At 52.2% G+C, this 24,103-nt stretch carries 20 protein-coding genes; 3 read left to right on the top strand and 17 right to left on the bottom strand.

All coding sequences use genetic code 11. From position 1 onward, the window contains the following. Positions 1-4: 4 nt before the first annotated feature. The 16 genes from prmC to ACO0LF_RS09470 form a co-directional block, all read right to left on the bottom strand. The gene (prmC, locus tag ACO0LF_RS09395; protein WP_423013839.1) at positions 5-847 is read right to left on the bottom strand and encodes a peptide chain release factor N(5)-glutamine methyltransferase; all 843 of its coding nucleotides are present in this window, start codon (positions 845-847) and stop codon (positions 5-7) included. Beyond that, on the bottom strand, positions 847-1,353 hold the full coding sequence (locus ACO0LF_RS09400; RefSeq protein WP_423013840.1) for a disulfide bond formation protein B: 507 nt from the start codon (positions 1,351-1,353) through the stop codon (positions 847-849). The genes prmC and ACO0LF_RS09400 overlap by 1 nt, the downstream gene beginning before the upstream one ends. 168 nt (positions 1,354-1,521) lie before the next feature. Beyond that, positions 1,522-2,601, bottom strand: coding sequence for a peptide chain release factor 1 (prfA, locus tag ACO0LF_RS09405; RefSeq protein WP_423013841.1), 1,080 nt, complete (start codon positions 2,599-2,601; stop codon positions 1,522-1,524). A gap of 121 nt (positions 2,602-2,722) precedes the next feature. Then, positions 2,723-4,003, bottom strand: coding sequence for a glutamyl-tRNA reductase (gene hemA, locus ACO0LF_RS09410; protein WP_423013842.1), 1,281 nt, complete (start codon positions 4,001-4,003; stop codon positions 2,723-2,725). A 171-nt stretch (positions 4,004-4,174) separates the two neighbouring features. After that, positions 4,175-6,580, bottom strand: a complete 2,406-nt coding sequence (locus ACO0LF_RS09415) for a CHASE2 domain-containing protein (protein ID WP_423013843.1) — start codon at positions 6,578-6,580, stop codon at positions 4,175-4,177. A gap of 49 nt (positions 6,581-6,629) precedes the next feature. Then, positions 6,630-8,330, bottom strand: coding sequence for a FecR domain-containing protein (locus ACO0LF_RS09420; protein ID WP_423013844.1), 1,701 nt, complete (start codon positions 8,328-8,330; stop codon positions 6,630-6,632). 57 nt (positions 8,331-8,387) lie between these two features. After that, positions 8,388-9,080, bottom strand: coding sequence for a response regulator transcription factor (locus ACO0LF_RS09425; protein ID WP_110258153.1), 693 nt, complete (start codon positions 9,078-9,080; stop codon positions 8,388-8,390). 218 nt (positions 9,081-9,298) lie between these two features. Then, positions 9,299-9,565 (bottom strand): cell division topological specificity factor MinE, encoded by a 267-nt coding sequence (minE, locus tag ACO0LF_RS09430; RefSeq protein ID WP_110258154.1) that lies wholly within the window; start codon positions 9,563-9,565, stop codon positions 9,299-9,301. Position 9,566: 1 nt separating this feature from the next. After that, complete coding sequence (gene minD / locus ACO0LF_RS09435) at positions 9,567-10,382, bottom strand: septum site-determining protein MinD (protein ID WP_423013845.1); 816 nt, start codon at positions 10,380-10,382, stop codon at positions 9,567-9,569. Between the two features lie 68 nt (positions 10,383-10,450). Continuing rightward, on the bottom strand, positions 10,451-11,272 hold the full coding sequence (gene minC, locus ACO0LF_RS09440; protein ID WP_423013846.1) for a septum site-determining protein MinC: 822 nt from the start codon (positions 11,270-11,272) through the stop codon (positions 10,451-10,453). Between the two features lie 523 nt (positions 11,273-11,795). Continuing rightward, a complete protein-coding gene (locus ACO0LF_RS09445; protein WP_423013847.1) occupies positions 11,796-13,181 on the bottom strand; it encodes an LLM class flavin-dependent oxidoreductase in 1,386 nt (461 codons plus the stop codon). An 8-nt stretch (positions 13,182-13,189) separates the two neighbouring features. Then, positions 13,190-14,020, bottom strand: coding sequence for a MetQ/NlpA family ABC transporter substrate-binding protein (locus ACO0LF_RS09450; protein ID WP_423013848.1), 831 nt, complete (start codon positions 14,018-14,020; stop codon positions 13,190-13,192). A 27-nt stretch (positions 14,021-14,047) separates the two neighbouring features. After that, entirely contained in the window at positions 14,048-14,710 is a 663-nt protein-coding gene (locus tag ACO0LF_RS09455; RefSeq protein ID WP_423012210.1) for a methionine ABC transporter permease, read from the bottom strand. Then, complete coding sequence (locus tag ACO0LF_RS09460; protein ID WP_423013849.1) at positions 14,703-15,500, bottom strand: methionine ABC transporter ATP-binding protein; 798 nt, start codon at positions 15,498-15,500, stop codon at positions 14,703-14,705. The genes ACO0LF_RS09455 and ACO0LF_RS09460 overlap by 8 nt, the downstream gene beginning before the upstream one ends. 12 nt (positions 15,501-15,512) lie before the next feature. Next, on the bottom strand, positions 15,513-16,724 hold the full coding sequence (locus tag ACO0LF_RS09465) for an acyl-CoA dehydrogenase family protein (RefSeq protein WP_423013850.1): 1,212 nt from the start codon (positions 16,722-16,724) through the stop codon (positions 15,513-15,515). A 142-nt stretch (positions 16,725-16,866) separates the two neighbouring features. Further along, positions 16,867-17,775 (bottom strand): LysR family transcriptional regulator, encoded by a 909-nt coding sequence (locus tag ACO0LF_RS09470; RefSeq protein ID WP_423013851.1) that lies wholly within the window; start codon positions 17,773-17,775, stop codon positions 16,867-16,869. A gap of 119 nt (positions 17,776-17,894) precedes the next feature. Between ACO0LF_RS09470 and ACO0LF_RS09475 the strand changes: the two genes are divergently transcribed. From ACO0LF_RS09475 to ACO0LF_RS09485, 3 genes are all read left to right on the top strand, one after another. Next, complete coding sequence (locus tag ACO0LF_RS09475; protein ID WP_423013852.1) at positions 17,895-18,833, top strand: DMT family transporter; 939 nt, start codon at positions 17,895-17,897, stop codon at positions 18,831-18,833. Between the two features lie 150 nt (positions 18,834-18,983). After that, entirely contained in the window at positions 18,984-19,466 is a 483-nt protein-coding gene (locus tag ACO0LF_RS09480; protein WP_423013853.1) for a cyclic nucleotide-binding domain-containing protein, read from the top strand. Continuing rightward, a complete protein-coding gene (locus ACO0LF_RS09485; RefSeq protein ID WP_423013854.1) occupies positions 19,463-20,575 on the top strand; it encodes an AI-2E family transporter in 1,113 nt (370 codons plus the stop codon). Before ACO0LF_RS09480 ends, ACO0LF_RS09485 begins: the two co-directional genes overlap by 4 nt. A gap of 17 nt (positions 20,576-20,592) precedes the next feature. Here ACO0LF_RS09485 and ACO0LF_RS09490 read toward each other — a convergent pair whose 3' ends face one another. Beyond that, on the bottom strand, positions 20,593-24,027 hold the full coding sequence (locus tag ACO0LF_RS09490; RefSeq protein ID WP_423013855.1) for a S8 family serine peptidase: 3,435 nt from the start codon (positions 24,025-24,027) through the stop codon (positions 20,593-20,595). Positions 24,028-24,103: the final 76 nt, after the last annotated feature.

Consider the following 24,103-nt stretch of genomic DNA (forward strand, 5'->3'; position numbering starts at 1 on the left):
TTTTTTATGTCTGTGTTTGTAATTTCCCGCCTGAGACTCTTTCTATGCTGGCCAGATCACGCCAGCTTTGCACCTCAATCAAACCAGCCTGTATTAACAAGCCCCGCACTGCTTCTGCCTGATCGTAGCCATGCTCCAGCAAAATCCAGCCATCTGACTGCAAGTGCACATGTGCCTGGCCTATGATGTGGCGATAGGCTGATAAGCCATCGGCATGATCAGTCAGCGCATCAACTGGCTCAAAACGCAGGTCCCCCTGTTGTAAATGCACATCATTATTGACGATGTAAGGCGGGTTGCTGACGATAGTCTGGAATTGCTGGCCTGCCAGAGCCGCATACCAGTCACTGAGATGAAACGCCACTTTAGCGGCAGGCAAATGTCGCCTGGCATTTTCCTGGGCCACTGCCAGTGCGGCAGGGCTGACATCCAGGGCCGTCACTTGCAAGTCTGGTCTCTGGTGGGCAATAGCCACGGCGATTGCCCCTGAGCCTGTGCCCATGTCCAGCAGGCTGGAATTGTCTGGCGCATATTGCAGCGCCAGTTCCACCAGCAATTCGGTGTCAGGGCGGGGGATGAGCACGGCGGGTGTGACATGGAAATTCAAGCCAAAGAATTCCCGCTCTTGCACGATGTAGGCGATGGGCTCGCCCTGGATGCGGCGACTGAATAACTCATCCATGATGGCGAGTTGTTCAGGATTGAGTTGCAGCTCAGACTGAGTGATCAGTTGTATGCGCGTCAAACCCAGGCCATGCATGAGCAGCAAACGGGTATCTATGCGTTCCAGCGGGCTGGCGTTTTCACAGCCAGCCAGGGTGATGCCAGGCTCTAGCCAGTCCAGCATTAGCGTGAGGGGCCAAACATGCCGCGCTGGGTTTTTTGATTGCGTATCAAGACAATCAACAGTGTCAGGCTAAATAATATAAAAAATATGCCTGCCCAGGCTGGCAAGGACAAGCCCAGGGTAGGTGGGTAAGGGGTTTCACATAAGCCATCCGCCTTGAACATGGCTGGCCACCATTGCGCCAGGAAAATACTGTTCAAGCCGGTTTCCAGTGGGTCTATGCCACAAGACAGGGCAGGGTGTTCGAGTATCCAGACATGCTTGCCAGCCACACCTGCGCCGATCAGGGCAGATAATAAAGCCATGCCAGTAGTGAGACGGTGCAGGATGCCATCTGTCGTTACCGCAATCAGGCAGAAAATCGCGATCAGGGCAAAGGCGTAGCGCTGGAATACGCAATACGGGCAAGGCAGCATTTTTTCGACGATTTGCAAATACATGGCAGCCGCCAGCAAACCCACACAAGTAATGGCAACCGACAGCAGAATTTTTTTCGACAGATTCATGGTGAACGCGATGAAAGTATAGGTATAGGATGCAGGTCTGGTGTTTTAGTTCTGCATCACATGATAGTGGCAGCGAGTATCCGACAGTTTACTGCCATTGCGCAATCAAAAAATCATGATATTACGCGAAAGCATGTTTTACCCTGGGGATAGGCTGTGCCCGCCGTGTCAATCATCACCCAGTTCAGCCAGCAGTTCTGCCTGGTGTTCTGCTACCAGGGCGGTCGTCAGCTCATTGAGTTCACCATCCATGATGAAGTCCAGTTTGTACAGCGTCAGGTTGATGCGGTGATCCGTCATGCGGCCTTGCGGATAGTTGTAGGTGCGTATGCGCTCACTGCGGTCACCGGAGCCGATCAGGCTCTTGCGGGTGGCCGCCTCCTTGGCTTGCTTCTCGCGCAACTGGCCATCCATGATGCGGGTTGCCAGCACGCGCATGGCTTGTGCCTTGTTTTGATGCTGGCTGCGGCCATCCTGGCATTCCACCACGATGCCGGTGGGGATGTGCGTCAGGCGCACTGCTGAATCGGTCTTGTTGATATGCTGACCACCGGCACCACTGGCGCGGAAAGTATCTATGCGCAAGTCAGCATTGTTGATGACCACGTCGGCCAGCTCATCTGCCTCGGGCATGACGGCAACTGTACAGGCCGAGGTGTGGATGCGGCCCTGGGTTTCTGTTGCGGGTACGCGCTGCACGCGGTGGCCGCCGGATTCAAATTTGAGTTTGGAATAGACACCCTGGCCAGCCAGACGCACGATGACTTCTTTGTAGCCACCCAGCTCGGATGCTGATTCTGACATGATCTCGGTCTGCCAGCGATTGCGCTCGGCAAAGCGCATATACATGCGCAGCAAGTCACCGGCAAACAGCGCAGCCTCGTCACCACCCGTACCAGCGCGTATCTCCATGAGGATATTGCGCTCGTCATTCGGGTCCTTGGGCAGCAGCATGGTTTGCAAATCACTTTCCAGTGTTTGCATGGTGTTTTTGGCTGCTTCGATTTCATCCTGGGCAAAGGCTTTCATGTCCGGGTCGCTGAGCATGAGTTCGGCCTCGGCGATATCAGCCTGGGCTTGTTTGTAGTTGTTGTACAGAGCGACCAATGGGTCTAGCTCGGCATGCTCACGATTGAGTTTGCGGTAGGTGTCCATGTCATTGGTGGCACCTTCCTGCATGAGCAAGTGGCCGACTTCGTCCAGGCGTTCGGCAAGCTGGTCCAGCTTGTGTAGCATTGATGGTTTCATGATGTACTCTTGGTCTCTATAGCTAATGGGGCTAATGAAGCTAATGATAGGGCGGGTCAGTTTGACCCAGAAGAAAATGCCCGTAAACGCTTACGCGCACAGGCCAGCAGCGTAGCGTTCGCTAACGCTTGGTGCGGAATAATTGAGGGAGCAGTGTTGCCAGGCGGGCGCGTTCATCGCCGCTGGCTTGATGCAGGGCCTGTTGCGGGCCATGCAGGAATTTGGCGGTGATGCCCTTGGACAGGGCTTCGAGCACCGCGTCTATATCATCGCCACGTGCCAGCATCTTGCGCGCACGCTCGAGTTCTATCAGACGCAATTGCTCGCTGCTTTCATGCAGGTCCTGTATCACTGGTACAACAGCGCGGCCATCGACCCAATGCATGAAGGATTGCACGCGGGTTTCTATGATGGCTTCAGCCTGTGCCACCGCAGCCTGGCGGTTTTCCAGGCCGGTTTGCACGACAGTGCCAAGGTCGTCGACGGTATATAAAAACACGTCATCCAGCTTGGCAACTTCAGGTTCTATATCGCGTGGTACTGCCAGGTCAACCATGAAGATGGGGCGGTGTTTGCGCGCCTTGACGACACGTTCTACCAGGCCCAGGCCTATGATGGGCAGGGAAGATGCAGTGCAAGAAACGATGATGTCGAATTGCGCCAGTTGCTGCGGCAAATCGGCCAGGCGTATGGCCTTGCCGCTGAAGCGGTGGGCCAATGCTTCGCCACGTTCCAGCGTGCGGTTGGCAATGGTGAGCGACTTGGGGTTTTGTGCCGCAAAATGGGTGGCGCACAACTCTATCATTTCGCCAGCACCGATGAACAGGACATGCTGGTCAGCGATCTTGTCAAAAATACGTTGCGATAATCTGACCGCAGCTGCCGCCATGGAGACGCTGTGCGCGCCTATTTCTGTGGTAGTGCGTACTTCCTTCGCGACAGCAAAGCTGCGCTGGAACATCTGGTGCAAATAAGTGCCCAGGCCACCGGCAGCTTCTGCCTGGCGTACCGCATCTTTCATTTGCCCGAGGATTTGCGGCTCACCGATGACCATGGAATCCAGGCCAGAGGCCACGCGGAAGGCATGTCTTACCGCATTATCTTGCGGCAGGGTATACAAGTGCGGACGTAAATCTGTGTAAGACAGCTTATGAAAATCCGCCAGAAAATGCGCAGTAGAATCAATCGCATTGGCACCAGTACAGGCTGCGTACAGTTCTGTGCGGTTGCAGGTGGACAGGATTGCTGCCTCATTCCCATGCCTTGCTACATTGTCATCGCGACCAAACCAGGCGCGCGCAGCCACTACCGCCTGAGATATTTGCTCAGGCGAGAAGGCGACCTTTTCGCGCAAGGACAGCGGCGCGGTCGTGTGGTTGAGGCCTACGGCAGACAGTTGCATTGCAAATAAGCTGAGGGAGGATGTAAGCCTGCATTATAACGCTTTGCATGAGCATTTTCTTGAACGCAGCTACTTGATGCATATCAAGAACCCTTACGGTTCAAGAATTATGTTATTTTTGCAACGTGCTAATCAGCAAGTATGTATCATTGCAATTCTGTTTGATGGGCATTAATCCAGATCAGCAGGGACGCGTATATTAAAAGTCGTACCCTCATTGGGCACGCTGGTGAAATCGATGCTGGCCTGATGTCTGTCCAGCACCGCCTTGACGAAGACCATGCCCAGGCCTATGCCATCATTCTTGGGTTGCTCATTGGTCTTGAAACGCTGGAAGCGCTGGAACAGCTTGGTCTGGTCCGCCCTGGTAATACCATAACCCTGGTCGGCAATGGAGCAGACGATGACGGCATCTGCCAGGTGTTGCTCACGTATCAGTGAGCAGGTAATCGTGGTATCCCTGGGGCTGTACTTGATGGCGTTTGAGAGCAGATTGGTCAATACCCTGGTCATGAGGGAGTTGTCTACCATGACAGGGAATTCTTCATCCTGGATTTTGGTTGTGATGCGGATATTCTTGCTGCGCGCCAGTGACCACATTTCTTCGGTCGCTACCAGCAGGATGTCCTGGAAATCGGCTTCTTCATAGCGATAATCCTGGGATTCTGCCTGCGCCAGTTGCACGAAGTTGTCGGCCAGGCCCAGGGTGGCGCGCGAGGCTTTTTCTATGCGCGACATGAATTCTTCAGTAGTCAAAGCGGTTGACGCATCTTTTTGCAATTCCAGCAAGGCCAGTATCGAGGCCTGCGGTGCGCGCATGTCGTGGGAAATAAAATGCAGGGTTTCATCACGGCTGCGCTCGGCTGCGCGCACGCTGGTGATATCGATGAGACTGACTATCCAGCCTACCAATTGCTTTTCACCGTTGTAACTCGGTGCACTCTTGATCAGCAAATCCTTGCCTTGCGGGTCGCGCACTTCTATCCCTTGTGACATGGCCTTGCTATGTTTGATATCGAGCAAATCCCACCAGCTAAAGCTGGTATCGAGCCCGGATTCACCGTTTTGTGGCGGCGACATCTTGGCAAACAGATAAGGCACCAGGGCATCATGCACCTTAGGCATGCCTATGCCCGCAAAGTAGCTCAGGGCTGGCTGGTTGGCCAGCAAGACATTGCCATCGGTGGTGGTGACCATGGTGGCGTCGGGCAGGCTGGCCAGGCTGTCGCTGACAAACTGGCGCAAGTCACGCACACGGTCTACCGCTTCGCGCATGGCATTGATGCTTTGTTCCAGGGTATCGGTCAGGGCGCGTCCTGGTTGCTCTTCATCTTCATCGATAAACTCGGGCAAGAGATGCGGCTCCTGGTCGAGTATCCTGAATTCTTCAGCCAGGAAGCGGATTGCTGCTTCCAGCCTGCGCCAGCTCCACAAAGGATAAGCCAGCGCCAGCGCCAGCAAGGCAGTGGTGGGCGCTGCCCAATAGCCGCTGTAACGCAGGCTGGCCCAACTGCCCAGAATGGCAATCATTGCCACCACGGCAGTGGCCAGCAGGGCCTTGCGCGGTGACAGCATTTGATAAGCCGTCAAGGCCAGTGCCACTGCCAGCAAATTGAACAGGTAGAGATAGACAGACGGCGCTGTCCGTATGCTGCGCTGGTCCAGCAATGCAGCCAGGATATTGGCATTGATCTCGACACCGGAAATCATGCCTTCATTACCTGACACCGGGGTAGGAAAGGAGTCGGCCATGGCGCTCGCCGTAGGCCCCACCAGGACATACTTATTCTTGAAAAAGTCGGCTGGCACTTCGCCCCGCAAGACGCTGACATAAGGCACGGTACGGAAGTGCCCGCTGCTGCCAGCGAAGGGGATATGCATCAAATAATCGCGCTGCCAGGTGCCAGGTTCGGTTGGCGCATTGCGCATGGCGGCAGCCAGGCGCTCGCCTGGTAAATCTGTTTCTGTCCCTGGGGTGGTTTTGCTGCCTATGTCAGCCAGGGCCAAAGCAAAATGCGGCCACCATTCACCATTCATGCCTTCACGCAAAAATACGCTGCGGGCTACGCCATCCTTGTCCAGCTCTAGATTGATATGCGCCAGCTGGCGGGCCGCACTGGCCAGCAAGGGGATAGGGCGTACTGTCATCAAGCCCCTGCCTGCATTTTCTGAAATCAGGGGCAAGACCACATTATTGCTGCGGACGATGGCTTCTGCCAGTTGCTGGTCACCGTTTTTGGCTTGCTCATCGCGCTCTTCGGCTTCGGTAAACACAAAGTCCATGCCTATGGCAGTCGGCTGGGCGGCGCTGATTTGCTTGATGAGTTCTGCATGACGCAGGCGTGGCCAGGGCCACTTGCCCAGTTCCGAGAGACTATGGCTGTCTATGCCTACGATGATGATGTCATCCCGCGCCGGGCGGGAATTGACTTGCATGAGCCTGTCATACAAGACCAGGTCTGCTCGCTCCAGCGCCTTGTAATACAAAAGGCCAGCGGTGAAAAGAAGGATAATGGTACTGAGAACCAGCCACTCCCGTAGTGCAATTCGTTCTACTTGTAAGTGGCTGTTTTTCATGTAGTGATGCTATTGATCTGACCTTATGTGATTGTATCCCAATAATATCTTAATAATTGGTGCCTACCGGCCCGCCGCCACTTTGTATTGCCGTACCATCACCACTGGTCCAGCGCGGCAGCAGGGTGATTTTCTGGGTGGCAGTGAAAGCACTGACATAGCCATCGGGGTCAGTGGAACGGACGCGGATAAAGTAAGTACCAGCTTGCGGGCGCGCTATCTTCAGTTCAGCCTTGTCGAGTTCCTTGTCCAAAAACAGTTTTTTGAACTCGGCGTCGGTGCTGATCTGTATCAGGAATTTTTGGCCTGGCTCTGATGCCCAGTTAAAGGACAATAGATTGCCATTGCCTTCATCTGGCGGTGCCAGGCTGGTGACAGGCAAGACCGTGAATTTCTGTACGTCGCTATAGGGGCCATGATCCGCTTTGCCGCTATTGTTCGCTATCGTTGCTACGCGCCAGTAATATTCGCCATCCTTGGGGCGATCAGCGCTGAACTGCACTTGCTTGAGATCAGCTTTGTCGATCAGCAAGTCCTTGAAGCCTGCATCCCTGGCTAATTGCAAATGGTAGCTGACGGCATTGCTGGCTTCTGTCCATGCAAAATCCAGGCGCTCTGCCCTCACCTTGTTTTTAGGTTGCACAGTGAAAGGTGGTTCCGGGCGTGCTTTCAAAGTCACGGCTCTGACCAAGGGCAGACCTTCCAGGCCCAGCTTGTCGATGGCGGTGATGCGTACAAAATAATTGCCGTCGGCAAAACCATCAAACTTGAAGCGATTGTCCTTGTAGCGGTTTTCTGCCAGGACATCAATAATGTCCTTGTCTTTGGCAATTTGCACGCGATAGCCTGCTGCTTCCGGCGTAGTTTCCACCAGGAATTGCAGAGTAGGGCGTTCTTGCTGCAAATAACTGTCATTCATCTGCGGTGGTGGCAGCAGGTCCACGACCTTGCCTATGCCTGTCGCAGAAATAAGATTGCCCTTGCCTGCGGTCAATACCAGTTCATCTTTCTTCCTGGCGGCAGCATTATTGACGGCAACGCCACCCTCCAGTACTTCATTGGCAATGCCATCCTCATTCACACCGACGCGGAAATTAGTGCCACGCACGCCAGCAACGGCCAGATTGGTGCGTACTTCAAAGCGTCCCTTGTTATTGACCAGTGAAGACACGCGTGACTCTACCTTGCCCTGCAGGAGCGTGACTTCAGTACGCGGGCTGGCCGTGTATTTGGTCTTGCGTAACTTGGAGAGGCTGACATTGCTATTCGATGGGATGGAAATGCGTGACTCATCTGGCAGTGCCAGGGTCAGGAAACCATTTTTATCGGTACTGATTTGCGTACCTTCTTTCAACACGCTGCCCAATGCCAGGTTGCCTGAGGTGCCATCGGCGGCTTTATAAGCCGGGTTGCCTGTCATGGCGATGACCTTGGCTTCACTGGCTTCTTCCGGCAATAACTCCAAAGGTATCAGGATGGCAGTACCTATGGGTATGGTCCTGTCATTGCCTATATTGTTGCGCTTGCCGAGGATTTGCCAGTTGCTGGTTTTCTCGGTATAGCGTTTGGCGATGGCGGACAGGGTATCGCCTTGCAGGGCGAAATAAGTCATGTCTGGCGGGGTATTGATGAAACTGCCGGGGGTAGCCGCAGGCTGGTTGGCAAAGACATAGACAGGGGTTGCGAGTGCCAGGCTGAAGAACAGGCAAGACGGTATTTGTCGCAAGAGTGAGGGGGGACTTAGTCTCATGCGGGACTCCTTGTTGGGAAAAGCTTTCCGGGGCAGCCTTGGCTGCCCCGGAGGTGTTTATTCTGGTGTCATCTGTTCCAGGCGGTAACCGTAACTATAGACGGGCGCCAGGCGGTAGCCGTTTTCCGGTCGCAATTCCAGCTTGCTGCGCACGCGGGAGATATGGGTGTCCATGGTACGGGAAGGGATATCCACGTCGCGTGACCACACCGCTTCCAATATATAGGCGCGCGACAGCGGGCGACCGAGGTTGCGGAACAGCAGCAGGGCCAGGTCAAATTCTTTTTGTGTCATTTCTACCGGCACTTCATTGACACTGACGCGGCCTGCGCGGGTTTCAAATTTGTAGATGCCAAATTGCAGATGTTCGGACGCTGCCTGGGTAGGGTAGGCACGACGTAACAAAGCCTGCACTCGCGCCACCATTTCACTGCGGCGTATAGGCTTGATCATGTAATCGTCAGCACCAGCAGCCAGGCCAGCCACGATATCGTCTTCACCAGAACGGCTGGTCATGAACAGCACCGGCAGGGTAGGCGAGAGTTTTTCGCGCACCCAGTGCAAGATCTCGGTGCCGCTCAGGTCAGGCACTTGCCAGTCGAGTATCAGCATGTCGTAACTCTCCCTGCGCAATTGATGCAGCATCTCTTTCCCGCTCAGGAAAGGGTGAGTCGTATGACCGGCTGCATTCAATATGGTGCAGACCAATTCGAGCAAGTTATTGTCGTCGTCAAGTACAGCGATTCTCATGGGATGTTACCGTTGATGTCCGGCAAATTAAGTGGAATAAGTTCCATTATATCGAAAGCAAGTGAAAAAATAAGTAAATGTGAAAAAATGTGAAAAAAACACATCTTACTTGTTGTTACAAATTTTCGACAAAGGAATCCGATAATTGCAATTTTGTTGTTTATTTAGTACGTTTAAACTGCGTTACTGGCTTCAGCAACGCAGACCTGATTTGCAGCCTAGCTACGTAATTCGAGTTCCGGCAGAACGACATTCACATCCAGCACTTCCAGATTACCTTGCTTGTCCAGTGAGACTTTGATGTCTTCAGGGTTGACCTTGGTATATTTGGAGATTACGGCGATCAACTCTTCGCGCAATGCAGGCAAAAAATCATAACCACCCTCGCGGCCCGTGCGCTCGCGTGCAATGATGATTTGCAGGCGCTCCTTCGCCATATTGGCGGTTTTAGGTTTGGTATTAAATAAAAATGAAAGCAGAGCCATATTATTTGCCTCCGAAAATGCGTTGCAGCAGCCCCGGTTTTTCGTAAGTAATGAAACGCAAAGGTACTTCTGTGCCCAAAAAGCGTGAAACCACGTCTTCATAAGCATCCGAAACATCACTACCCTTCATGTGAATGGCAGGATTACCTTGATTAGACGCATGAAGTACCGCTTCGGATTCAGGAATAACACCAATCAGGGGGATGCGCAAGATTTCTTGTACATCGGTATAAGACAACATCTCACCGGCTTCCACCCGTTTTGGTGAATAACGGGTGATCAGCAGATGTTCCTTGACTGGTTCTCCGCCTGCCTGGGCACGCTTGGACTTGGCCTGGATGATGCCCAGGATACGGTCAGAATCCCTGACCGACGAGACTTCAGGGTTGGTCACGACGATGGCTTCATCAGCAAAGGTCAGCGCCATAACCGCACCGCGCTCGATACCGGCAGGCGAATCGCAGACGATAAATTCAAAATCCATCTTGATCAGGTCATTCAATACCCGCTCCACGCCTTCTTCTGTCAGCGCGTCCTTATCACGGGTTTGTGATGCAGGCAAAATATACAAATTGTCGCAGTGTTTATCCTTGATCAGGGCCTGGTTCAGTGTCGCTTCACCGCTGATGACATTCACCAGGTCATAGACGACACGGCGTTCACAGCCCATGATGAGGTCAAGATTACGCAGGCCCACGTCAAAGTCCAGCACGGCGGTTTTATGGCCACGCATGGCCAGGCCGGAAGAAAAACTGGCACTGGAAGTGGTCTTGCCTACGCCGCCCTTACCGGATGTCACAACGATGATTCTTGCCACAAATAACTCCTTTTATCTATCCGAAGATACTGAAAATTGAGGCTGCTAATCTCCAGTACAACCTGCAATTAACCTGCTGATTTCACTGATGATACTTCAATACTGTCACCCAGCAGTTTAACTTGAACCGGATGGTGAGGCTGTAACGGCGGGAAGCCGTTTTCAAAAGTACGGTAAATTCCTGCTATCGAGACCAGTTCCGGCTCCATGGTCAGGGCAAAAATCCTGGCCTCTGTATTTCCCGTCGCTCCGGCCAGGGCGCGGCCACGCAAAGGCGCATAGATATGAATGCTGCCATCGGCGATGACTTCTGCCCCGTTATTCACCGATGCCGTGATGATCAGATCAGCCCCGCGCGCATAAATACGCTGGCCGGCACGTACTGGCGTATCGATGACCACGGCCGGCATATTGCGGATGATGACCTGTGGTTCAACTGCAACGGGGGCTGGAGCCGCAGCAACTTCAGCGACTACTTCTACCGGTGCTGCTTGCTGTTCAACTTGTGCATCAACTTTAAGTTCAGGTTCTGCCCTGGGTTTGCTGACTACGTCTATGCTCAGGCCATGTCCACGTATGGTGGCATGATCTTCTTCGCGCGCATGGCGCACTGCAACCGGGTTCAGTCCATGTGCCTTGAATAGTGGGATCAGGGCATTCCAGTCCAGCGCCTGCTCAGTGATGGCTTCGACATCAATGACAGCAAATTCATCATCAAAAAAGTCGGGAGAACCTGCTGTCATTTCTTTCAATGCTGTTTCCAGCACAGGAAAAGATGAATCATGCAGCAAAATTGCAACAGCAACAACAGTAGAAATCTTGATTTCGATAGGCTTGCGCGTCAGGCTGTTTTGCATGGCATCCGGTGGAAAAATAGTGTAAATCTGCATATTGCCCAAATTCTTTCACGGGAGAAATATTTTCAATCTCTTATCGTGTCAGAATTATATTCATATGCCATCAGTACCTATATGTACAATTAATGGCAAGCATGAAAAGGACTAATCCTACCAATAGGCGGGCAGGATTGCAAAATTATGCACTTTTTCTTTGCAAAGCTACACAAAACTAGCAAACAAGCTGCCAGAAACGCTGGAGATGGCGCAATCCCAGGCATGCTTGCTCAAAAAGCATGTGTTACAAGCAAACTTTTCAAAATACTAGCTTTCAAATACGACAAGCTCGCCTTTGCCCGGGTACCTGGTCTTGTACTTGGTCTTTCCAGTAGCCCCGGCAATCCTGCAGGCTTGTTGCAGTATGCTGATTCATCAATACGATACGGTCACTGAAATACAGGGCTTCATCGGTATCGTGGGCGACCAGGATAATGGTCAGGCCATATTCATTGGCGATTATTGAGCAACAAATCCTGTAACTTCATGCGAGTGAAGGCGGCCACAGCAGAAAATGGTTTTACCTCGTCAGATTATTTTGGTGGAGGTGCGTGTTCCTGCCTATATGGTTTTCTGGCAAGCGTGAACCGCGCTGGAATAATTGCTGGCGCAAAGTGCCATCGCTGTAACTGGTCTTGTAACGACCACGTGCCTGTAATTCCGGTACGATGAATTTCACCACATCCCTGATGGTTTCATGCGCCAGCGCGAATGTCAGGTTGAAGCCATCAATGCCGGTTTCATCCAGCCATGCTTCGAGTTGATCAGCCACCTCCCTTGCATCGCCAACAAGCACAGGCCCGCGGCCGCCGAGGGCGATAAATTCTGCGGCTTCGCGCACTGTCCATTTCTTGCCAGGGTCAGCAGAGCTGAATGAGGCCAGCGCAGAGCGGCCCGCTTCAGATTCTATGTAATCGATAGTCGCATCCAGTGGCAACTTCGAAAAATCCACACCTGTCCAGCCAGACAATAAAGCCAGTGAAGCATCAATATTGATGTACTGGCGATAATCCAGATATTTGGCTTTCGCAGCCTCGCTGCTTTCTGCCGTGATGATCAATGCCTGTGCATAGATATATACATCACCAGCTTCGCGCCCGGCAGTTTTCAATGCCGCACGGGTATCATCGACATAACGTTTCACGACGTGCTTGCTGGGGCCGCTGACGAAAGTGCATTCTGCATGCTGAGCCGCAAAGGCTGTGCCCCGCGCGGAATTACCCGTCTGGAATAACAGGGGTGTTCTTTGCGGTGAAGGTTCAGACAGATGTATGCCGGGCACGCTGTAATATTTGCCATGATGATGAATGGCATGCACATGCGCGGGGTCGGTATAAATACCACCTTTCTTATCGCGTACTACCGCCTGCTCATCCCAGCTTTTTTCCCATAATTTATAGACCACTTCCATATATTCATCCGCCAGATCATAGCGTTCATCATGGCTCAGTTGTTTTTGCAGACCCAGGTTGCGGGCCGCACTATCCAGGTAACCCGTCACGATATTCCAGCCTATGCGCCCCTGCGTCAGATGATCCAGTGTAGAGATGCGCCGTGCAAAGGTATAAGGGTGTTCATAAGTCAGTGCGCAAGTCACACCAAAGCCCAGGTGTTTGGTGACGCTGGCCATCAGTGGCACCAGCGCCAAAGGATCATTCAGCGGCACCTGTATCGCATGGCGCAATGCTGCATCGGTGTCCCCGGCATAGACGTCATATACACCCAGCACATCTGCCAGGAAAATGGCATCGAACAAGCCGTCTTCCAGCAAACGTGCCAGCTCAATCCAGTGATCAGCGCTAGTGTAGCGATGACTATTATCCCTGGGATGACGCCACATGCCGGGTGATTGATGCCCGACAGTGTTCATCTGGAATGCATTGAAGCGGATAAGCTTTTTACTCATACAAATAGCTATTTGGCTGCGACTTCAAGCGCTTGCTGATAGTCAGGCTTGGCGAAACCGGCGAAATGCTTATTCGTCACTTCCAAAAATTCCCTGGAACGATAAGCTGCTTCCAGGTCTTTTACCCAGGGTTTGCTCTTGTCATCAGTGCGTATGGCAACCAGGTTTTGATAATTGGCCGAGATTTTTTCACGCGCCAGTGCTTCATTGAGTTTGAGGCCAGAGGCCAGTGCGAAATTACCATTCACGAAAGAGAAATCAGTATCTTCGAGAGAGCGCGGCAATTGCGCTGCTTCCAGCGGTATCAGTTTGATTTTCTTGAGGTTATCCGCCACATCTTTTTCAGATGCACGGATAGGGTCGATATTTGCCTTCAGCTTGATCCAGCCCAGTTGATCCAGCAAGACCAGCGCCCGCGCCTGATTGGTCGGGTCATTGGGCAAGGCAACGGTTGTACCTTCTTTGACTTCGCTCAGGGATTTATGTTTTTTGCTGTAGATGGCAATTGGCGCAGTTGGTACCTTGATCAATTCTGATAGCGCGAGTTTATTGTCGGTCGAGAATTTCTTCAGATAGATAATGTGCTGGAAGGCATTTGCATCCAGTGAGCCTTCTGCCAGTGCAAAGTTAGGCTGGATATAGTCATTGAATTCAACCACCTTGACCTTGTAACCCTGTTTTTCCAGTATGGGTTTGATACCCAGCTTGACCTGGTCAGCATAAGGGCCGGCGCTGGTGCCTATCACCAGTTCTTTCGGGTCTTTGGCGAATGCTGAGCCAGTCAAGGTAGTGGCAAGCGCAAGCGTGAGTGCAGCAAGCAGGAATGGGCGACGATACATGAGAGTGTCCTTTTGAAAATTAAAGAATTAGCGTTTATCGATATGGCGGGCAATGCGGTTGCCCGTGAACTGTATGATCTGTACCAGCGCGATCAGCAGGGCAACCGTGATGAACATGACATCGGTCTGGAAGCGGTAATAGCCATAGCGTATCGCCAGGTCGCCTATGCCACCGCCACCCACCACACCGGCAACAGCGGAGTAAGACAGGAAACTGATCGCCAACACAGTCAGTGCCAGCACCAGGCCACTGCGCGCTTCCACCAGCAAGACGCGCACAATGATTTGCAATTCAGACGCGCCCATGGCATGCGCAGCTTCAATGACGCCGCGCGGCACTTCACGAAAACTTTGCTCTACCAGGCGGGCAAAATAAGGAATCGCCGCAATCGACAGAGGCACGGCTGCTGCCAGCGGGCCTATTGAGGTGCCGACTATAAAACGTGTGAATGGCACCAGCGCCACCAACAAAATAATGAAAGGAAATGAGCGTATGGTATTTACCAGCCAGCCCAGGAAAACTGCCAATGGACGGTTTTGCAGTGACTGTCCATCTCCAACCAAAAAAAGCAAGACACCCAGCGGGCCACCTATCAACACTGCCGCACTCAGGCCTATGGCCAGCATCGTGAAAGTCTGTAGCGCGGCTGTACCCAGCTCAGGCAATAATGAAATCAGATTTTCAAACATGGCTTAACTCCTTCCACTGTGCATTGCTACCATATTCCTGACCATGAAAAGCCAGTTCTCGACCGAGCGCAGTTTTGCGCAGGATGCCTGTATCAGCCAATGCAAAACTCTCGGCAATTTCACCATCTTCTATAACAGCCACCTTGTTGCAGACGGTACTGAGAACCGACAATTCATGGCTGACGATGACGATAGTGACACCCAGGCGCTGGTTGATATCACGCAGGGTATCCAGCACTTCACGCGTAGTTTCTGCATCCAGTGCCGAGGTAGGCTCATCGCACAAAACCACATTGGGTTTGCTGGCCAGCGCACGGGCAATTGCGACGCGCTGTTTTTGCCCGCCGGATAATTGGGCTGGATAGCTGTCAGTCTTGTTGGCAAGGCCGACGATGTCCAGGCATTCAGCAACTCGCTCGGCGATTTCATGCCTGTTTTTTTTCGTATGTATTCTCAGCGGGAAGGCGATGTTTTCAAACACGCTGGCGTTTTGCAAGAGATTGAATTGCTGGAAAATCATGCCTATATTTTGCCTGGCGACCCGTAGTTCTTTTTTACCGAGTCTGGTGAGTTCCTGCCCGGCGACGGTGACAGTGCCGTTGTCTGGGCGCTCTAGCAAATTGATCAAACGCAGCAGGGTTGATTTACCTGCGCCACTCTTGCCTATCAGGCCAAAGATGTCGCCCTGTTCAATATCGAGACTGACAGATTTGACTGCATGAAAAGTCTTGCTATCTGGCAAGGGAAAAGCCTTGCTGACCGACTGTATTTGTATAAGAGGTGTGCTCACGTTTATTGCCGATCAAGAATATGCCGTAGGTTCAGGAAGGCTGCCGTTCAATACATAGCGGCCCAGGTCGCGCAATTTGTAATCAATGGGATCATGCAGGGTATGTACCCTGACATTGCGCCAGAACCTGTCATAGCCATAGCGTGCCGAGGTGGAGCGGGCGCCAGTCAGTTCAAACATTTGCGAGCTGACTTCTATTCCTGCGCGGTGCGCCAGGCATTTTGCTTCTGCCACGGCAATCGCCAGTTCACCGCGGGTTTCTGCCGTGACCAGCGGCCCCTGGCGAAAAGCTTTTTCCAGGCTCGCTGCTGCCTGGTCTGCCAGGGCAACTGCAGGGCGTAACAGCAACCACAGTTCACCATAGCGATGTTGTATGTAAGGGTCATCCGTAGCTTTATCCACGCCCGCTGCAAACCATGCCCTGGCATGTTCCTGCGTGTACTGACGTGCTGCATCAAAGGCCCCCAGGCCTATGCCCAGATATAGATTCGTCATGATGAGCTGGGCAACTTGCGAGCGCAGTGTCGCCTGCGCAGTGGGTAGTGTTGCTGGCGCTTGCAACACTAGGTCAGCAGGCAGGAAGACATTTTCAAAATGGACATTGCCACTATCCGTTTGTTTTTGACCAAAGGCATCCCAGTCAGCTTGTACCGTGATACCTTTTTGCGTGGTTGGTACTGCGGCGATCAGGGCACTTTGCGTCTGCTCATCCCAGGCCGAAATTGTCAGCCATTCCGCTCCCACGGAACCAGATGAAAAACTCTTGATGCCATTCAGGAGATAACCGCCATCTGTCCTTGTTGCAGTAGTGCGCTTGTCCAGAGGGTTAAGGGCATTACCCCAGAAAAATCTTTGTTCTACCGTCGCTGCCAGCAAACGGCGCTGTTGCTGTGCATTGCCATACAACTGTATACCAGTGAGTTGCAAATGATGGAAAGCGAAGACATGGGCCAGCGCGCTGTCGGCCTTGGCCAGCAGGCGTATCACCTGGAGCACTAACGACCAGTCCGCACCCTGACCACCAAATTCTACCGGGATGGAAAGTGTCAACAAGCCCGAGGCACGTATCCATTCACGCTCTTGCTGCGCATGTCCGCCTGCGCTATCACGTGCTACGGCGGTGCTGGCCAGTTGATCGGCCAAAGCAGTGGCGATAGCCAGGGCATCTTCTCGCTGGTCTGACGAAGAAGTAGGTGTAACGCGGCTGTGGAGAGCAAAAGGCATGGCGAACCTGATATTTCAAAACAATTTGGAAAATCAGTATTACATTGCTCCTTATGCGCGTACACGAACAAATCCAGCTTACCTTATGCCTTATTGACCTATGAAGAAAATCAAGATTGGATAGTTGAAATATGTATGATGCCTAGTCTTCAGATATCGATGAGTTTTGCGCCTGTAGCAAATAATCGATGAAGACTCTGATTTTCAAGGCCAGATGTTTGCCTGGCGTATATACCGCGTAAATATTGCCCGTATAAGGTGCGCAAAATTCCCAATCAGGTAAAACGATTTCCACCTGTTTCGCGGCAATTGCCGCACGTGCCGTAAAGTCCGGGACCAGGCCTATGCCACCACCAGCCAGGGTGGCAGCGAGTATGGCTGAACTATTGTTGATGGTTAGTCGTGCCGGGATTTGCACATTGCATTGTTGCTTGCCTTTTTGCATGCTCCAGTGATCACCAAAGCTGCCATAGCCCAGATAAATGCAGCGATGTGTCGTTAATTCATCAGGCTCAGCGGGACGGCCAGATAGCTGCAGATAATCTGGAGTCGCCACCAGTACATAACGCATCTTGCCCAGTGGCCGCGCAGCCAGACCAGGTGCCAGTTCGCGGGAAATGCGTATCGCCAGATCCACGCCTTCATCAATGAGGTCCAGGGTATTATCTATCAGCGTCAGGTGCACAGAGACATCGGGATGAGCATCCAGAAAGCCAGGCAGCAAGGGCGCCAGCCAGACTTCGCCAAATACTACGGGAGCAGTCACACGTATCACGCCGCTGGGATGTTGGCTGTAAGTACCCGCCAGCGCATGGGTTTCACGTGCTGCCTGCAAGATGCGCATGCTGCCGGTCAGCACTTCCTGCCCCAGTTCGGTCAGGGCAAATGAGCGCGTGGTTCTTTGCAAGAGCCTGCCACCCATATGCGCTTCCAGCCTGGTGATATGGCGGCTGATGGCTGAGGTGTTCACTCCCAACTGCCGTGCCGCCGCCGAAAAACTGCCGCTTTCCACTACCTGGGCAAAGATCGCCATTTCATTGAGCATTTCCATCGCGCATATCCTTTCATTTTTGCCGTGGAGGCAATAATCATTTGTATTTTATGCGTATTGTTGAAGAGTGTCAGCTTGTCGATAATGGAGGCAACTTAAATCAGAGGCAGGCGGATACGATGAATAGCAACTCCGATAACTCCGGGAATTCTGGAAAATGGCAAATGGTAGCGGCAATGACATTGTCCGGCACCATAGGCCTGTTCGTAATGGCAAGCGGCCAGCCAGCAATGACAGTGGTTTTATTACGCTGCCTGATTGGTGGCCTCAGCCTGCTGGCCTTGCTGTACTGGCAAGGCGGCTGGCAGAATTTGAATGCCAGCCAAGTGAAGTGGCTATTGCTGGGAGCCGCAGCGCTCATCATCAACTGGCTATGCCTGTTTTCTGCCTACAGGCTCAGCAGCATTTCGATTGCCACGGTGGTCTATCACGTGCAACCCTTCTTTTTACTGATCTTGCTGGCCATGACGCAAAAAGATGGGCAGATCTGGCGTAAGCTGCCTTTTTTGCTGCTGGCCTTTGCTGGCGTGGTGTTCAGTTCGGGTCTGGATATCCGGCATGATTTCCTGCGCAGTGCTGATGGACATGTTAGTCGTGCATTGGCAGGTGCGGGGCTGGCTTTGCTGGCCGCCTTGCTATATGCCTTCGCTACCCTGGCGACCCGGAAGTTGCAAGGCATAGCCCCGGCGCAGATCGCTGGTTTGCAATTGTTGACGGGTGCTATCGTTCTCTTGCCCATGGTAGATTTCTCTGGCTGGAACTGGCACTGGCAAAGCTGGGGCAGTTTATTGCTGCTGGGCCTGGTTCACACGGGCTTGATGTATAAACTCATGTACGATGCTTTTCAGAAGTTGCCAGCAGCAAGTATTGCTACTCTGTCCTTTATTTATCCGCTGGTGGCATTGCTGGTCGATGTGCTGTTTTTTGCAACTGTCCTGAGTACTTGGCAATTGCTGGGCATGTCCATGATCTTGCTGGCTGTGCTGGCAAATCAGCGCGACTGGCATTTTTTCAGCACCAGGCCAGCCCTGAATGTGGAAACAGGCGGTGAAACATAAATGCCAGGCTGTCTTGCTGGATGTGTGGTGATAATATCTACGCTTGCACTGTGCCCCATGGATACGGTATATGAGATTTTCATGGGCAAGTGCGGTACTGTGCAGCATAATTGTAGATTGCTCAGTTACCAATAATAAAAAAGGATACACATGACACTCACCTGGATACGGCAACCACCGAACTCTGATCGCTTGCAGCGCTTGTCAGGCATGTCCCTGTTCAATACACTGAGTCCGCGTGAATTAAAGATCATAGACGGTATGCTGCATAACAGGACTTATCTGGCCAATGAAATCATCTTTGATGAAGGCGAAGAAGGACAGGCACTGTATATCATCCTGTCTGGCATCGTCAGCATTAACCGCAGACGTGAACACACCAATGAATTCATTGCTGAACTGAGCGCAGGCAATTTTTTCGGCGACGTGGCCTTGCTCGATAATTCTCCCCGCAGTGCCCAGGCCAGGGCCTCGGAAAATTGTGAGGTGGCAGTATTTTTCCGGGCTGATTTCAGTTCTTTGCTGGAAACCAATGCCGTCATAGGCTACAAGATTTCGCTGGAGCTGGCACGACTGAACAGCCGCCGCCTGCGTGATTCCCTGGATGATAATTCGCGTAGTGAGGCCTTGTGAACCAGCGTCAATCCGGCCCCATTGTCTGGCTGTGCGTATTATTTTCCACATGCCTGCTGCTGTTTTTATTGCCCAAGGTCTTGTGGCTGTTAGTACCCTTTCTGTTCGCCATGATACTGTATTACATACTCGTGCCTGCCGTGTCCCGTCTGAGCCTGCTGGGTATCCCACGCGAGTTGGCGGCCATGCTGGTAGGTGGGATCTTTTTCATTTTGCTGGCGCTGGTGTTGACTTACGCTGTCAATAAAGTCTCCCTGCGCGCTGGTTCATTGCAAGAGATGTTGGCACATTATGTTGATGGTGGCATACGCTTCGTGCGCAATAGCATGCAAGCCATGGAAGAAAACTTCTCCATCTTGCGCAAGGCACATGCCAGTGAATCAGTGAACGCCTGGATGGCCAGTAATACCGATAATTTCGCCCAGCAATATGTGGCAAATATCCTGGTCTCCATGGCAGCTATTTTACCTGCGGTATTTCTGACACCTTTCCTGACTTTCTTTTTCTTGCGTGATGGTCGCAAGTTCAAACAATTCCTGGCAAACGCCGTGCCGAATGCTTTTTTTGAAGAAACCCTGTTCCTCATGCATGAAGTGGACCAGACTGCCCGGCGTTATTTCCAGGGTTTATTGAAGCTGACGCTGATAGACACCATCATCCTGGCGCTGGGCCTGTGGTGTATCGGTATATCCGCACCTTTTACACTCGCCTTGATTTCTGCCATCCTGGCCTGGGTTCCTTTTGTCGGTTCTGTGCTCGGTTGCATCATGGTGGTGCTGGTGGCCGCGACGGATGCGCCAGACACGCCCTTGCTGGCCTATGGTGCCATTACCGTGTTTGTCACCGTACGCCTGCTGGATGATTTCATTTTCATGCCACTCACTCTGGGGCGCAGCCTGCGCATGCATCCCTTGATTTCTGTGTTAATGATTTTTATCGGTGGTGAGCTGGCTGGTGTGCCCGGCCTGATGCTGGCGCTACCCATACTGGGTATCGCCATGGTCATCGGTGAGACACTGGGTCGTGTCATCACCAATCCACGCCTGCGCGCCCGCCATCGATATGCCAAAGCTATCAGGAGCAAGCAGGTCAGCGCAGATTTGCAGTAAGCGGCCCGCCGCTCTGGTCAAGCCTGGTAAGCCAGATAGTCTATGCCGTTTTGTATTGAGCCTATGACTTGCAACTGGTTTTCCTGGCTTTCAGAAAAACTGGCCAGTACACCGGCAGCCGTGATATGGCCACTGTTAAGCTCAGTGCGCCAGTAATCCATACCAGCCTGATCTGGCGCCCTGTGCAAGACATTTGCGTATAGCAAGGTAATCAGCTTGTCATTGCCAGGGTTGACGCCATACAGGTTCTGGAATTCCTTGGACTGGAAAAAACCTGCAGCGACCGTGGTCAGACTGCTACCTTTGTCCATGTCTGCAATCCAGTAACCCAAACCAGCCAGGTCTGGCTTGCGTGCAAATGCCGCCTGATAAATGCGGTAAGCCTGACCAGCAACGCCATTGATATCCAGAGCCACGGCGGCATCGGAAAAGACCAGGCGCTCAACGTTCAGCAGGGTGTCGGTACCATTCACGGTGCTGAGATCTTTTACTGTAAAACCGCTGCCGTTTTTGCTGATCAGATAATTTGATCTGGCGCTGTCATACAGGGCAGTATCGAGTCCGGCATCACCGTCGAGAACATCGTTGCCTTTGCCTCCCACCAGAATGTCTTTACCTATGCCACCCAGTAAAAAGTCATTTCCACCCATGCCATACAAAGTACTGCCTTTTGGATTCGCGATCAATGCATCGTCGCCATCACCACCATAGGCATTCTGCACCACTGTTCCTTTGGCGATAGTCAGCGTGCCACCATTCAAACTGGATGCCGTGTTGCCACTCAGGTCAATCCGGTTATTCAAACCCAGTGCACCGGCGTTGATGGTATCAATGCCGCCATTGGGGTCACTCAGTATGCCGCGGCTGGCATCTTCCTTGACCAGGTCCGGGAAGGTACTGGTATAAAAGAAAGTATGATTATTGCTGCTGGTATGGCCTATCAGGTCTATGCTCCAGCTGTCAAAGGTACCCGCCGAGCCACTCGACAGGTCACGTACATTCAAGGTCCAGTTGCCATTGGCAATTTCCCCCATGTCCAGCACAGTATCGAAAGTGAAATGGACATTGTCCTGACTGGACCCAAACGCACTCAGGCTGCCTTTAGAGGGGCGGTACAGCAGATAGCTGGCCGTGCCGGTAGGCGAGAACAGGATAATTTCCAGGTCACCGATATAGGGATGAGTAATGTTCACGGTAACATCCACGCGTTCAACGATCAGATTACTGGACACCTGTATCGTGCTGTTTACTCCAGATTTATCGTTATCTGGAATAGCCAGCTTAACGGTCTGGCTACTAATGAATTCTTTGGTGTTGGCAACAGTTTGTGCAGGCGTGTTCCAGGTCTCTGCCAACCTCACTGCGGCGAGAGCATCGACCTGGCCGAAACCGGAAGACTGCGTGACAGCTTCAAATTTCAAGCCGCCACCATTCCAGTTCGTTGCGCCATTGCTGACCCATGAACTGGCATCGCCGGTCTGGTATGCCGTATACGCAAGGATTTGTTGTACATCGCGATAACCAAGTTTTGGATTGGCTTCCAGCATCAAGGCGATGATGCCTGATACGATAGGGGCGGAAAATGAAGTGCCGTCAGAAAAGGCATAATCAAATATGTTTTCCCCAGCGCTGCCGCTACGGTCAGTTGTGACGATGCTATTGTAATCTCTGTAGCCAGCACCACCCGGCGCAGACACCAGAATGGATGCTCCGGTAGTACTGAAACCAGAATCTTTGCCAAAGTAATCGGTAGAACCGACCGTGATGATGTAGCGGCTATTCTGGAAGTTATGCAAATTCGTGTCGTCGCCAACACTATAGGAATTGCCTGCTGATTGCACGACGATAGTGCCAAGGCCGTTGCGGCCACTTGTCGCCAGGTCTTGCAAGGCCTTGAAGGCAGGTGCAAAATCAGGGTCATTGGCATTGTCGAGGAAGGCCCAGTTAGTGCTCTGGGCAAGCAGGTTACCGTAACCCCAGGAATTATTCAGTATGTCAAATGACTTAGCGTAGGTGAAGGCATTCTTGATTTCTGTCAGATACTTTGCGCCGTAGGCAGAAGAAGTATAGATGGGGATCAATTGTGCATCATAGGCAGCACCGACGATACCCTTGCCATCACGCGCCGCACCAATAACACCTGCCACCAGCGTGCCATGACTGTCACTGGCGAGTACCGGTGAGCCACCTGAGGTCAAACTATAGGCATTGACACCAGGCTTGGTGTTGCTGCTCAAATCAATATTGCTGGCATCTATGCCCTGGTCGAAAATGGCGACCTTGACACCCTTGCCTGTAGCGTGGCTCCAGGCCAGTTCTGTCCTGGTGGTGAATAAATACCATTGATACGGGAAATAGCCATCGCTGGGCAAAGTTCCATAGTCCGAGCCAAAAATCACGCCCCAGGCATCTGCCTGACGCGAGTTCTGTAATGTACCTGACGCGTCATAGTAATTGGGTTTGATCGTGGCACCAACAGCATTGCTGAGATTGAGCTCAAATGCCAGTGCGGGCAGCAGGCGGGAATCACCATAAATCGGTATCTTGACTGTTGCTGTGGTGCTGTTTGCCGCAAAGGTGACAGTCTGGTTGAACAATTGGTAATCTATTCCTGGCTGTGCAGTTTCGCCCAGGGTCTTCACGAGCACGCTGACAGCTGAGGATGAGGCCGCTGACAACTTCAGGGTGAATACCAGTTCGCTATTGCCGCTACTTGTGCGGGTGATAGCCTGACTTTCTACCTGTATAGTCGGGAGCTGGACAGCCTGGGCATCCGTGACCTTCAATTGATAGCTGCCCGTACCTCTCAGAGAATTGGAACTGATGTCGACGTAATAATTGCCGCTGACGGTGGGAGTAAACGTCAGGGAGCCAGAAGCAGAGAAGGTGATAGGACTTCCATCTTCTCTGGAGTAGATGCTCAGAAATGGATTGGTCAATGTACCGCCCACATCACTGATAGTGTAGGTATGACCAGCTTGCAGGTTGACCATATGCCAATCTGCATCCGACCAGACTTCTATTGCGCCAAATTTTATTTGTCCCAGTGTCAATACACTGCTGGTCTTTGCACTTTGAGTATAATCATCCACACCTGAGCTGATAGCACTCATGGAATAATTGCCTATTGTTCCTGTCCCTTCTACCGACCAGTAATAAGTGCCACCAACACTGGGCGTATAGTAAACCATGAAGCCGCCACTATCATTGGCCGGGCTGGAGCTGGAGTACATCACTTTACCTGTGTTGTCGCGCAAAACCAGATTCATGCTCGCGCCAGCGGTCAATGAATTCAGTGTTACCGTATATTTGATACCTGCCTGCATATCCATGCGATACCAGTCCGTATCCTGTTTGCTGCTGATGCTGCCATACATGATGCCGCTGGAATTTAAAAATGCGAAGGTGTCGGTATTTCCTGGTACGTCTATATACTGTTCAAAGGACGGCATGCAAATCTCTAATTGTAAGTAAATGTTAAGTGGATTTTAACTGATAGTTTTCCGCTATGGGCACGTTGTTTACAAG

The organism is Undibacterium sp. Di27W, assembly GCF_049340345.1.
Lineage (GTDB): Bacteria > Pseudomonadota > Gammaproteobacteria > Burkholderiales > Burkholderiaceae_D > Undibacterium.